Below are 13,276 nucleotides of genomic sequence, written 5' to 3'. Positions count from 1 at the left end.
GGGACCTCATGAAGAAAAGTTTGAAAATTGGCAGCGCGTTTATCGGTATTATTGTCGGTGCGGGTTTTGCATCCGGCCAGGAAATACTTCAATATTTTACAAGTTTCGGTTATTTCGGTATTTTGGGCGCTATTTTGGCCACAGCTCTCTTCGCCTATATGGGCATGAGTTTAACAAGACTCGGCAGCCGCATGCAAACCACTTCCCATAAAGAAGCTGTTTATGGCATCGGTGGCAAAATAGGCGGCTTTATCATGGACGCCATTATCATCCTGACATTATTCGGCGTCGGCGTTGTCATGATCGCTGGAGCCGGTTCCATCTTTTCACAGCAATTCGGCTTGCCGGCAATTCTTGGGAATACAGTCATGGCATTGATCGTCATGGGCACAATCATGCTCAACGTCAAAAAGATCATCGCCATTATCGGGAGCATCACACCCTTCCTGGTAGTTATGGTCATCGGCCTTGCCATTTACAGCCTGTTGACAATGGATGCTTCTTTCGCAACATTGGAACCGATTGCAAAAGAGCAGGATTCCGCTTTATCCAACTGGTTTTACTCAGCAATCAATTACGTGTCGTTTAATATAGCCGTTGGCGCTTCCATGGCAATCGTTATGGGCGGCTCGGAAAAAGACGAAAGGATCGCGGCTCGAGGCGGCTTTATCGGCGGACTCGGACTCGGTTTCCTGATTATCCTGAGCCATTTGGCTATTTTTTCAGCTGTCGACAAAGTCGGCGACTCGGATATGCCGATTCTCCAGATGGCCAATGATATTTCACCGATCCTCGGGGTCTTCATTTCATTGATACTGTTTGCCATGATCTACAACACGGCCGTCAGCATGCTGTTTTCATTTACAGCCCGTTTCGCAGCAATGGATACCAAGCGATTCAACATCACGGTCATCATCGTGGTCACAATTGCTTATTCATTAAGCTTCAGAGGGTTTACATCGCTTGTCAGCGAATTTTATCCGGTCATCGGGTTGCTCGGGTTATTCCTTGTCATTATGCTTGTTATCACGAACATCCGCTACGCGCGCAATAAAAAAGCACAAGCGTGAAACTAGCCGTCAAGCCCTTCCGAATGGGTTTGACGGTTTTTTCATGGTAAGGTCACAGTGTAGAAATTCTGAAAAGGCGGTGTATGCGTGGAAACGATTGTCTGGATTGACGATACACAGATTAAAGCGGTGGATTTCAAAAATGAACAATTGGGAGTTTCCGGTACCGAGGATGGCGCGCGGAAGATTTCTTTTTCATTCCAAGTAAACAGCGAAGAATATCACGATGTGGGGGTCCTGCTCTATAAAAATGACTTTCAGATTCGTGTGCCGGAATTGGATTTGGAGTTCCCTGCCACCATCCATAATTATGCGACAGATCGGACGGATTTATATCAAGCGGGACAAGTGGCAGATTATTATCTGGAGCTGATTGAAAAACTCCGCTGAAATGAAACGCCCTGGACCGTTGACGGTCCAGGGCGTTTTCCAATCTTATTGCCGTTTGTATTTACTGTTTTTGCTTTTCATCCTTAAATTGCTCGTCAGATCGTTTGCCAGCTGTTCTCTCCGTTTTTGCTCGTCCTCGTCCAACTCAAAAGAAAAATCGCCATTTCCCTCGATGATGCGGAACCACGAATGCACTCGGCTGCCTTCCGGCAAATTTCTGAGGGGCAAAATAATTTCAAATCCTTGTTCTTCCACGATGATTACGGCTTTCCCGCCGTCTTCAATCCGGTCCAAATAACCTTTCACCTGATCACTCCTCTATACAAGCGAGACCCTGTTCTATGATGGCGTCAACTGTCGCCGGGCCTATCCCTTTAATTTCTGCCAGCTCTTCAATCGTTTCGAAAGGCCGCAGCCGGATAATTTCCTCTGCATAGGCTTCGCCGATTCCTGTAATTTCTTGAAGCTCTGCCGTCGAAGCGACATTGATGTTGATGCAGCGGTTTTCGCCTTCTGTCGGCACGCCTTCGCGACCCGTTATCACGTTAAATGAACTGCCGTCCGTTTCCACGATAATGGTGCCGTTCACATCTGTTCCGTAAACTTCCGCCCCGGCATTTTCCACTGATGCGATGACTTCCGCATGCGGATGGCCATAGGAATTATCCGCTCCGGCACTGTAAATCGCGACTTCCGGCGCTACCGCTTCCAGAAAAGCCTTGCTTGTTGAAGTGTTGGAGCCATGGTGGCCGAGATGCAGAATCTCCGCCCTCAAATCGGCGCCACTGTCGATCATCAGCCCTTCTTCTTTTACGCCGGCATCTCCAGTGAACACAAAACGCATGTCGTCATACGTCATTTTCATGGAAATCGATTCTTCATTGGCGGCGCCGGTAAGTTCTTCCGGATACAGCACATCGATGCGCAGTTTCCCGATATCAAAAACTTCTCCTGCCTTCGGTTCATAATAATCTGTTCCACTTGCTTCAATTGCCTGCAGCACGTTCAAATAGGTATTCGAAGTGCTGGGATTCCCCGGCATCCATACCTCGTCCACATTGAATTCTCCGATCACTTGCGCCAGTTGGCCAATATGGTCTGCATCGGGATGCGTCCCAATCGCAAGATCGATGTCCGTTATGCCAACTCTCTTCAAATAATCGACAGCTTCGGTCGACTTCCAATGCCCGGCATCAATCAGGATTGCGTGGCCATCAAATTCGAGCAACGTCGCATCACCCTGCCCGACGTCAATATAATGCACCTTTAAGGAACCTTCCGGCGTTTCTTCCCCCGCATCATTCCCATTTGCCGGTTGCGCCGGTTCAGAAAGGGATTGGCAACCCGAAAGCACCCAAAGCACAGCTGATAAAATCAGTAATAACCTTTTCAAAAACTCACTCCCTCATTCACAGTGAATTTTATCACAGCTTTTCTCCCGCGCATAAATTTTTAAAAAGAAAAAATCCGACAGAAAGAACTCCCTCTGCCGGATCGCTTTTTAAGTCGACATATAATCTCCGCCGTTCATATGGAGGAATTGTCCTGTCATATAGGAATTTTGGGGATCCGCCAACAATACATATGCTTTCACCAGCTCATATGGCTGTCCGGGGCGGCCCGCGGGTACATCTTCACCAAAGTCATCCGCAACGTCAGGGTTCAGATCACCAAATGTCTTGGTGATCAACGGCGTCCAAACCGGACCCGGCGCAATACCGTTTACGGCAATTTCCTCTCGCACAAGACGCCGTGCCAACGAACGCGTCATGGCCACCATTGCACCGTTCGCACCGGCATAATCGATCAGATCGGAATGGCCGCGGTAGGCATTGATGGAGGCTGTATTGATGATACGCGACCCTTTTTTCAGATGCGGCAATGCGGCCCTGACTAAGTAAAACATTGCAAAAGCCTTGATTTCGAATGTCTTCAGCAATTGTTCATCCGTTATATCGAGCGGAGATGTTTGCGGATATTGATATCCCGCATTATTTACAAGTATATCGATTTGGCCGAACGACTCGAGCGTAAACCTCACGAGTTTGCCGCATTCGTCCGATTTGCCCAAATCCCCTTGAAATGCTTTTGCCTCACCACCGTATTTTTCTATTGTCGCGATTGTCGCTTCGGCGCCGGCTTCGTTGCCTTTATAGCCGACAATGATTTTAGCGCCTTCTTTGGCATAGGCAATCGCCACTGCCTGGCCGATGCCGCTGCTGGCTCCGGTGATGATGGCGACTTTCCCTTCCAGCACACCACTTGCTTTATAATCGGTTAAATCTGTATTATCAAAGGATTTATCTGCCATGGGATCACCTTTCTCATACCAGTTTCTTATAAAGCTCTTCATACACTTTCGCGGATTGCTTCCAGGAATAATCCTCTTTTATGCCATTTTGTTTGATCGCTTCCCAATGTTCCGATTCCTGATACAGCACCAATGCCCGCTCCACTGCTTCAGTAAAAGGCGAGTTTCGGGTAAAATCACTCAGAAAGCCGTTGCCCGTTTTGTTGTCGCGGTCGTATTCGATGACTGTATCTTTCAAGCCGCCTGTGTTGTTTGCTACCGGAACCGTGCCATAGCGCATTGAAATGAGTTGGCTCAAACCACAAGGTTCAAAATGCGACGGCATCAGGAAAATATCGCCACCTGCATATAGCTGATGGGCCAGGTTTTCATCAAATCCAATATGTACCGCCACTTTATCCGGAAACTGCCGCGCCAAAGCTACGAAAAATTCTTCATATTTTTCTTCCCCGGAACCAAGCAGCACAAATTGCAGCTCATTGGATTCCAGCAGCGGCGGCAAACTTTTTTCCAAAACGTCGATCCCTTTTTGCCCCGAAAGCCGGGAAACCATCACGATTAAGGGGATATGCCCTTTGACGGGCAAGCCCATCAAGGACTGGGCCGCACGTTTATTTACCGCTTTTCCTTCTATCGATGTCTGATCAAACTCCATTTCAATCGACAGATCGGTGGCCGGATTGTAAAAGTCCGTATCCAAGCCGTTCAGGATGCCGATGAGATCTCTTTCACGCTTTTGAAGAATCGGCTCGAGCCCTTCCCCGTATTGCGCAGTCAGAATTTCGTCGCGATAGGACGGGCTGACGGTCGTCACTTTATCCGCATAGAGAATACCGGTTTTCAACATATTGTATTTGCCGTTCCATTCAATTGCACTGCCATCGAATTGATCCACTTCGATCCCGAAGCTGTCAGTAAAGACCGATTGCTGAAAGGCTCCCTGAAACTGGAGATTATGGATGGTCAACACCGTCTTAACCTCCGCTCCAAGACTTTTAAATCTGCTGTCTTCCTTCAATAAAAACGGAATGACTGCCGCGTGCCAGTCATGGACATGGATAATATCCGCCTCGAGTTGAAACTTCTTTATAATAGTTAATATGGCAATATTAAAAAAGCCGAAACGTTCATCATCGGCCTGACTGTATATTTGCGGTTCTCCATAATATTCCTGATTCCCAAGGAATAAATAGCGCACATTGTCGTTTTGGTATTGAAAGACGTCGCATGTCTGCTGTTTACCGAAAAAGGGGACTGACACCTTTTCAAGCAATGAAAAATCTTTAACGAATTGTTCCGGGATCAACCCGTATTTCGGCATAAATACGGTGACATCGTGGCCATATTCCGCCAACTCCTTCGGCAAAGCCCCCATCACATCCGCGAGCCCGCCGGTTTTAGCGAACGGCACACATTCTGACGCTGCCATTATAATTTTCATATCACATCTCCCTCTGACACCACACTGCCTTTGCGAATAACCACCGGCTTTTCTTTTGACCCGTGGATGACGCTTCCGGCCTTGATGTATACATCTTTGTCGGCAATTACATATTGCAGATCACAATTTTCTTCGATTACACATTTTTGCATGATGATGCATTTATCAACTGTTGAATTTTTTCCGATTTCCACCGCGCGTCCGAGAATGCTGTCCGTCACTTTTCCACCGAGCATACTGCCGTTCGCCACCAGTGACCTTGTGACAGCAGAGCCTTTCAAATACTTGGTCGGTGGTTCGTCTTTGGTTTTCGTGTAAATCGGCCGGTCCGGCAAAAACAGTTCACGCCAGATCCTCTCGGACAATAAAGCCAGCGATTCATTGAAATAACTATCCATCGAATCGATCAGCACAAAATAGCCATCGTACTCATACTGCGCAAAAGTATAAGGCTTCTTTTTCAAGTTCACAATATCTTCTACACTGACTACACGATTTTCCCGAAAACCCTTAATCATCTGCAATAATAAGTCCTTGGAAAGGATATACGATTTCATGCCTTGTCCATCCCGAACGGCTTCGGTAATATCCGCACCGGAAGCCAAATGTGTATCGAGCATGTCGTTGTAATCGAGTTGAGAAATGGCAAATGCACTGGTCAGCATGACATAGGGCTGAGTGCTTTTATTGAAAAAACTGAGGTGGTCTTCGAGCGCGGCAAAGGCACCCACACCCAATTGATCGCCTTCCCGCTGCGAAGTGGGAAGAAAGTAAAGACCGTTTCTCCGTCTGTCCAGATCCCAGCTTTTCCCTTTCCCTACATGATCCAGCAGCGAAACACTGCCTTGAGGCGCGAAAACCCCAACAGAACTGATATTGGAATTTACAATACTGGATAAGGCAAAATCGATTAAGCGATACCTTCCCGCAAAAGGAATGGAAGCGGAAGACCTGTACATCGCCAACTCTTTCAATCCTGGAATCGTTACTGTTGCATCAATTACCGCGGCTAAACGCATTGTCTTCACGTCCTTTCCAATTACTGATGGTTTGCTCGGTTAAAAGTGTAATTTCTCCATCCATTTTCTGCAGCTCAAAGTTGGCGGGCACCTCAAGATCAGGTGTTATGATCGCCCGTCTGATTTTCGCGCCTGCCCCGATGACCGTTCCTGCCATTACCACGCACTCATCCACTTCCGCACCTTCTTTAATATGGACATCCTGCGAGATAATGGACCTTCTGACGGTCCCCTCGATGATGCATCCTTCATTCACCAGAGATTCCTGAATATCGCACGTGGCCGTCACGACCTGCGGCGGAAACTGCGGATTCGATGAAAAGATTCTCCATGCCGCATCGTGGAGCACCAGCCCCGAATCAGGATCCAGTAAATCCATATTCGATTCCCATAGGCTATCCACCGTCCCCACATCTTTCCAATATCCTTTATAGCGGTAGGCCATCATTTTTTCACCGTTCTCAAGCATCGCCGGAATGATGTCTTTGCCGAAATCATGCGATGAATCCTCTTTTTCCACATCGCTGACCAAGTATTCTTTTAGCTTTTCATAATTAAAAATATAAACCCCCATCGACGCCAGATTGCTTTTCGGGTTTTCGGGCTTTTCCACAAATCTGGTGACCCGCATGTCATCATCTGTCTCCATCAGACCGAAGCGGCTGGCTTCTTCCCACGGCACTTCGATAACGGAAATGGTTACATCCGCCTGCTGTTTTTGATGATAGTCGAGCATCGTCATATAATTCATCTTATATATATGGTCTCCCGACAGGATCAGCACGTACTCCGGATTATGCGCCTCCAAAAATTTTAAGTTCTGGAAAATTGCATTCGCTGTGCCGTCATACCATTTGATGCCGTCAGCTTCTGCATAAGGAGGGAGCATTGTTACACCGCCATCGCGGCGATCCAGGTCCCAAGGAGTGCCCAGGCCAATATATTGATGCAATAAATGGGGCTCGTATTGGGTTAAAACGCCGACCGTGTGAATTTCTGAATTTGTGCAATTGGATAGCGGAAAATCGATGATGCGGTATTTTCCGCCGAATGGGATTGCCGGTTTCGCCACTGCATAGGTCAATTCTTTCAACCTCGTCCCTTGCCCTCCGGCCAATAACATAGCAACAATTTGTTTTTTCAATCCACTTCACTCCTTTTCTCAATCATTTTCCAGATCGTCATTGTATATTCCGGCAACGGAATGGTTATGGACCTTGCCTGTCCATCGGCCTCCATATTTTCAGCGAGTGCCGGCGGAGCAGCAATTTCTTCCGTTCCTCCATATTTGGATGCAGCACTTGAGAATACTTGGCGGTATTCACCCGCTTGCGGCACACCCACACGAAACTTCGGATAATTATTATTTGAAAAATTACAAAGGATTACACATTCATCCTGAGGATTCCGTCCTCTCCGTATAAATGAAATGACGCTTTGTTCGTGGTTATCCGCATCAAGCCAAACAAAACCGTTCGGATGATCGTCCAATTGATGCAACGCCAACTCATCTTTGTACAGCTGCAACAGGTCTTTCATAAATAGCGCCACCCGCTGATGCGCTTCAGTCTCCAAAGAAGCCCAGTCCAGCTCCGGTTTGAATTCCCACTCATCAAAATGGCCAAATTCCTGGCCCATGAACAGCAATTTTTTGCCTGGATGAGTAATCCAAAAGCCGAGCAACAAACGCAATTGGGCAAATTTTTCCATCAGCGTTCCGGGTAATTTATTTAATAATGATTTTTCGCCGTGCACCACTTCATCATGTGAAAAAGCCAGAATATAGCGTTCTTCGTATTGATACATCAGTGAAAAATTCATCTTCTCGTGGTTTTCAGGCCTTTCCACCGACGTTTTTTTCATGTATTCGAGGGTGTCGTGCACCCAGCCAAAATTCCATTTGTAATCAAAGCCGACTCCGCCCTCGTCTGCGGCATGGGTAACTTTCGGATGGTTCCATGCATCTTCGGCAATCAGGATGATTTGAGGAAATTCCTTCTTGAGGCTTGCTACCAGAATCCTTAAAAAATTTTTGCCTTCCTCATTAAAGGCGCGAGATTCATCGTTCGGGATAAAAAGCTGCGTGATCACTGCATCCATACGGAAACCGTCAAACTTAAATTCCCTTATCCAGTAATGGGCACTCGACAATAGGAAGCTGACCACTTCCCCTTTTTGAACATCAAAATTCAATGTCCCCCAATCGGGATTCACTCTTCGGTCATCTCTCGATTCTTCATAAAGCGGCTTGCCGTTGAACAGCGCAAGCGCAAACGCATCTTTGCAGAAATGCCCGGGAATCCAATCCAGAAAAAGACCGATGCCATTTTCCGCACATGCTGACACAAAGTATTTCAGGTCGTCCGCGATTCCATAGCGGATTGTCGGCGCAAAATAACCGGTTGCCTGATAACCCCACGACTCATCGAGAGGATGTTCAGTAATCGGCATAATTTCAATATGGGTAAAACCCATACTTTTTACGTACGGCACCAATTCCGCGGCAAGTTCCCTGTAATTCATGAAAGCTCCCTGCTTATTCCGTTTCCATGTGCCGATGTGCAGCTCATAGATTGCCATCGGTTTTTCGAAATGATTCTGTGCGTTACTTTCTTTCCATTGCAAAACGGGTTCAATCCATTCGTGAAGGGATTGCCCCGGAATTACCGATTTCGTTTTCGGACGCATTTCTCCCTGCCTGGCATAAGGGTCGGATTTCTCAAGCAGGTCACCATTCCGCAAAAGAATTTCATAAACATACGAAAGCCCCGTCAAATCTTCAGCGACATAAGTTTGCCAAACCGTGGCATCGTGCGGCATCCTGTTCATTTCGTAAGATTTCTTGTCACCGGTCTGAGGAGTTGACACAACAACAGTCACGCCTTCAACTTCCGGTGCCCATAGCGTAAAGGACGTTTCCCCCGCTTCGACCTTTGCCCCGAAGTACTGGTATGCGTCTGTCATAACGCCATTATGAAAATCCTCTAATTTATCTGCCGTCAGCCTTTCCTCCCGGATAATCATGACCCCACCTCCTGGCATCGCCTTTCTCCATGGTCTATCTTAACTAGATTCTACACGCATAATGATAATCCTTTGTAAATTATCTAATTATTTTGTAAACTTTTCATTTCCATTTTGTTTATTTCCCAATCGTTGGAAGTATTGCTCACCCGATTCCGGCCGTTCGCAATATTTACACATGTTTCTGGAACCTGCTACTTGTTTGCCGGCATTATATCTACTACGCTTAGAGAGATTCATGATCCATTCAGAAAGGACGGGTAGTCTTGCTGAAAACCAAGTGGTTTGCCCTCATAATAACCTTAAGCCTTTTCCTTGCCGGCTGCGGTCAGCAACTGGAAGATTCCGTCAGTTGGGAAATAGAAGATTTTACGTTTACCAATCAAAATAATGAAGACGTCAGCCTGTCAGATTTGGAAGGTGAAGTTTGGCTCGCGGATTTCGTCTTCACCAATTGCACCACCGTCTGTTTGCCGATGATGGCGAATATGACCGCGCTCCAGGAACAACTGGAACAAGAAGGGCTCGATGTAAGAATCGTTTCTTTCAGTGTGGATCCAACTATTGATACACCTGAAGTCTTAAAATCCTATGCCGAGAATTACGGCGCGGATCTCGGCAGCTGGGATTTGTTGACCGGCTATTCCCCTGAAAAGATCGATGAATTTGCAATGGCGAATTTCCAATCTATTGCTAGGAAGCCGGAAAATGAAGACCAGGTTGTCCACGGGACTTCTTTTTATCTGATTGACCGCGAAGGCGTTGTCCGAAAATATTACGATGGCATCAACCCGCCTGCCGATGAAATTTTGAGCGATGTTGAAATTTTGCTGGCGGAGGAATAATCGATGAAAAAAAAGAACATTTGGATTCTACTTGGCCTTTTGGCTGCCATTGCATTTCTGATCTTTCTTTTTGTGCCGCGTGAAAATGTACCACCTCCCAACACACGGGTGGTGCTGGAGCATACGTTCCGGACATACATCGCGCCTTCCTGCTTCCAGGAAGCGGATGCGACAAACTTCCTCGAGGAGTCGACGCTGGAGCATGCAAACGAGCTGGGTTACCCGCCACATTCGGATTGCACGATTGACGCTTTTGAAGGAACCACCGAAAGCCGGTTCACGAGCCTCTTAAAAGAGTTCGGGGTAATTGAAAAAGAAACAGAGGATTGGTAAATAGAAAACAGGCGCCGGACATTTGTCCGACGCCTGTTTTCTCTATTGATTGGGGTTTATGAATTTCACGCAGACCGGTGAGCTGGTTTGGATTTCCTGGACCAGCTCTGCCGGCCGGCCGTTTTCCAGTTTCAGCACGATCAGCGAATCTGATTTTTCATTGGCGACGATCAGCCAGTCTCCTCCGGGCACCAATGAGAAGTGACGCGGGCCGCTTCCTCCGCTGCTGGTGAATTCGGGGCTGTGCAGTTTGCCGGTTGCATCGATTTCAAAAGAGACGATGCTGTCATGCCCTCTGTTTGAAGCGTACAAGATTTTGCCGTCTTCGGACACGGCCACTTCAGCGGCCGTGTTTTCTTCATTGTATCCCGTCGGCAACAGCGAGACGCGCTGCACCTGTTCCATTCTATTTTTCTGATCGAATGAATAGACCGTTATTGTAGAATCCAGTTCGCCCAGCGAGTAGAAAACCGGTTTCTCCGGATGATACACCAGATGCCTCGGGCCGCTTCCCCCTTCTGCATGGATTGCCTGTTGCAGCGACAGCTTGCCGTTTTGCGGTTCGAGCTCGTAGAAGTAAATCGCATCCGTGCCAAGATCCGATACGGCGAACAAATCTTTTCCGGGAACTTGTATCACGGAATGCGGATGGGCTGCATCCTGCCTTTCCCCGTTCGGCCCTGAACCTTCATGCTGCACAGCATCTGTCTGTTGTCCGATTGTATAATCATTTTCCAGCCGGAACACATTCACATTGCCGCCGGAATAATTGACGGACAGCAGCCATTTGCCGCTCCGATCAATCGTGACGTATGCGGGATGGTCCCCATTGCCTCCGCTGCGGCTGCGTTCTTTTATCAATCCCTCATTCGTTTTTATCTCATAAGATACAAGTTCCCCATTAAAATCTTCGCTGCCTGAAACGAACATTTCCCGCGATGGATGGATTGTGAGGAACGACGGCCGTTCAATTCCGCTGACACCTGCAATCTCTTTTAATTCACCTGCAGCCATGTCGAACTGCCACAGTTTGACGCCTTCTTTGTCCCTGCTCGCATAAGATCCTGTAAGTAAATGAAGAATTACCAAACAAACTCCTCCTTCTGCATCGCCGATTCTTACACATCCCGGCTAAAGTTATATACAGCCTACCAAAACAAGAGTTTTTCGCCAACTATATTATGTAGAACTTATACCAGTCGATATTCCGCAAAACAGCTTGCTTTCCGGGGGGCTCGCGCTGAGCTAACTCGGTCTCGTTTCACTTCGCCCGAGTGGATCTCAGCACTTCGCTTGGTCCCCCAGGAGTCTGCGCTGTTTTGCTCCATATCTTGGTATCTCCTAGCGCCGAAGCGGCATATAAATGAAGATTAATTAATTCTACATATTTCTTAAAAAAATCCACCCATCATGAAGGTGGATTTGTTTCTTATAAAAGGATGCTTGTCTGGATGAACAGCTGGATCATGACATAGAAAGCGATGGCATACTTCAAATTGAATTGAAGCCCGTTCCTTATACCGCTCAAGCCATTCATGCTGCTTAAAATAATGACCGGCATGACCATCGGAGACAGAATGATGGAAATCACGCTTCCCGATGTCACTGCCAGCACGACCAGTTCCGGTGGATACGGCAAAGACGCACCTTCCAGAATTCCCGTCACCAGAACGATTACCGGCAATGGACCCAGTCCGATAAACCCTAAGAAGATCAGGATAAAAGGGAGCAGCAGCAGGATGTTCAGGAACGGCACGATTTCTGTCAGATAGTTCATGCCATCGATGACATACGACCCTGCTCCTGATTTATTCAGCGCATAAATCAGCAGGCCGGCGGACAATAAAATACTGAACTGCTGCGCCTGCCTGGAAATTCCGCTGTAAAAATATTGCTTGGTGTCTCTGATATAATTTCCCATGCGCTTTTTTACCAGGAAATAAAGAAGTGTCCAAAATAGAATCACCAGCGGAATCACGACCAAAAAGTCGATGTTCCAAATCGCCTGGACAATAAAGATGGTGCCAAATAATGACACAAAAAGAAAAACGAACTCGGCGACATCCCGATTCCATTTTCCCGTATTCCTGGAATTTTTCATGGCTTTGGTGATTTCCGTAGTCAAAATAGCCGAAAAGTCTTCCTCGCCTTTCTTTTCCTGCCGGTAAGCAAAAACAGCGCCCAGCAAACTTCCGGCAACAGCTGCAGCAAATCCAAGAACGACTGATTTCCACAAGGTCGCACCCAACGCTTCCACCGCGAAGATGAAACTTGGAATGCTGATGACCCATAAGGTCGATAAAGCAAATCCGCGCAAAATGGCTGTTCCTTTGAAATTCTCCCATGCTTCACTCTTCTGATTTTTTAAAAAGGTGTCGATAAAGCCATACATCATGGGAACCGCCCCGAACAACAGAAAATGGGAAATGATCTGGGTCATTCCAGTTACGCCCAAATAAAACTTGCGGCTTTCATTGAGCAGATTATGACCATAGCTCATAATTTCATCTATATAAGGCTCTTCGTTCAACACCCAGCTGATGATCGGCACAATCAGCAATAACGAAATCAGGCTGCGCATCTGCAAAAAGCCTCCCGCGAGATCCGTGATCAGCGATTCCCCGGTGAAAAGGAGGACAGCAACGGCAATTGTCGTCAGGAAAATCGGCAATTGTAATTTATTCGCAGAAAGCAGCAGCAGCGCAAAAACCAGTGTCAGCAGCCCGAAAACAGACAGCACTTTGAACAGCGCGTCATTATAGAAGAAATAGGTAACGAAATGCAGCAAAGCATATATTGATACTGACACGGTAAAACCTTTTGCTGCAATAGCTTTCATAACG

The 13,276-nt window shown here is 47.1% G+C and carries 13 protein-coding genes; 4 read left to right on the top strand and 9 right to left on the bottom strand.

The genetic code is table 11. The annotated features are described in order from the left end of the window. Positions 1–8 precede the first annotated feature (8 nt). Positions 9–1,070 carry a hypothetical protein gene (locus DHX103_RS09330; protein ID WP_422122020.1) on the top strand — a complete coding sequence of 354 codons (1,062 nt, stop codon included), beginning with the start codon at positions 9–11 and terminating at the stop codon, positions 1,068–1,070. 87 nt (positions 1,071–1,157) lie between these two features. Beyond that, a complete protein-coding gene (locus DHX103_RS09325) occupies positions 1,158–1,460 on the top strand; it encodes a DUF3219 family protein (protein WP_422122019.1) in 303 nt (100 codons plus the stop codon). A gap of 45 nt (positions 1,461–1,505) precedes the next feature. On the opposite strand, the gene DHX103_RS09320 is transcribed toward DHX103_RS09325, so the two are convergent. From DHX103_RS09320 to glgB, 7 genes are all read right to left on the bottom strand, one after another. After that, the gene (locus DHX103_RS09320) at positions 1,506–1,766 is read right to left on the bottom strand and encodes a DUF3006 domain-containing protein (RefSeq protein ID WP_422122018.1); all 261 of its coding nucleotides are present in this window, start codon (positions 1,764–1,766) and stop codon (positions 1,506–1,508) included. A 4-nt stretch (positions 1,767–1,770) separates the two neighbouring features. After that, positions 1,771–2,853: an MBL fold metallo-hydrolase gene (locus DHX103_RS09315; RefSeq protein WP_422122017.1), complete on the bottom strand. Its 1,083-nt coding sequence runs from the start codon at positions 2,851–2,853 to the stop codon at positions 1,771–1,773. A gap of 108 nt (positions 2,854–2,961) precedes the next feature. Continuing rightward, on the bottom strand, positions 2,962–3,771 hold the full coding sequence (locus DHX103_RS09310; RefSeq protein ID WP_422122016.1) for an SDR family oxidoreductase: 810 nt from the start codon (positions 3,769–3,771) through the stop codon (positions 2,962–2,964). 13 nt (positions 3,772–3,784) lie between these two features. Beyond that, the gene (glgA, locus tag DHX103_RS09305) at positions 3,785–5,212 is read right to left on the bottom strand and encodes a glycogen synthase GlgA (RefSeq protein ID WP_422122015.1); all 1,428 of its coding nucleotides are present in this window, start codon (positions 5,210–5,212) and stop codon (positions 3,785–3,787) included. Further along, positions 5,209–6,231, bottom strand: coding sequence for a sugar phosphate nucleotidyltransferase (locus DHX103_RS09300; protein ID WP_422122014.1), 1,023 nt, complete (start codon positions 6,229–6,231; stop codon positions 5,209–5,211). The genes glgA and DHX103_RS09300 overlap by 4 nt, the downstream gene beginning before the upstream one ends. Beyond that, positions 6,209–7,375 carry a glucose-1-phosphate adenylyltransferase gene (locus DHX103_RS09295; protein ID WP_422122013.1) on the bottom strand — a complete coding sequence of 389 codons (1,167 nt, stop codon included), beginning with the start codon at positions 7,373–7,375 and terminating at the stop codon, positions 6,209–6,211. Before DHX103_RS09295 ends, DHX103_RS09300 begins: the two co-directional genes overlap by 23 nt. Further along, entirely contained in the window at positions 7,372–9,255 is a 1,884-nt protein-coding gene (glgB, locus tag DHX103_RS09290) for a 1,4-alpha-glucan branching protein GlgB (RefSeq protein ID WP_422122012.1), read from the bottom strand. Before glgB ends, DHX103_RS09295 begins: the two co-directional genes overlap by 4 nt. Positions 9,256–9,521: 266 nt before the next feature. Here glgB and DHX103_RS09285 point away from each other — a divergent pair, with 266 nt between their 5' ends. Together DHX103_RS09285 and DHX103_RS09280 are read left to right on the top strand one after the other, a co-directional pair. Next, positions 9,522–10,100, top strand: a complete 579-nt coding sequence (locus tag DHX103_RS09285) for an SCO family protein (protein WP_422122011.1) — start codon at positions 9,522–9,524, stop codon at positions 10,098–10,100. A gap of 3 nt (positions 10,101–10,103) precedes the next feature. After that, positions 10,104–10,433, top strand: coding sequence for a hypothetical protein (locus DHX103_RS09280; RefSeq protein WP_422122010.1), 330 nt, complete (start codon positions 10,104–10,106; stop codon positions 10,431–10,433). A 42-nt stretch (positions 10,434–10,475) separates the two neighbouring features. Here the strand turns inward: DHX103_RS09280 and DHX103_RS09275 are convergent, their stop codons facing one another. Both DHX103_RS09275 and DHX103_RS09270 read right to left on the bottom strand, forming a co-directional pair. Then, complete coding sequence (locus DHX103_RS09275) at positions 10,476–11,522, bottom strand: lactonase family protein (protein ID WP_422122009.1); 1,047 nt, start codon at positions 11,520–11,522, stop codon at positions 10,476–10,478. A gap of 340 nt (positions 11,523–11,862) precedes the next feature. Next, positions 11,863–13,272, bottom strand: a complete 1,410-nt coding sequence (locus DHX103_RS09270) for a hypothetical protein (RefSeq protein WP_422122008.1) — start codon at positions 13,270–13,272, stop codon at positions 11,863–11,865. Positions 13,273–13,276 lie beyond the last annotated feature (4 nt).

The organism is Planococcus daihaiensis, from assembly GCF_049262615.1.
Taxonomy (GTDB): Bacteria; Bacillota; Bacilli; order Bacillales_A; family Planococcaceae; genus Planococcus.
This window is presented reverse-complemented; position numbering and strand designations above follow the sequence as displayed.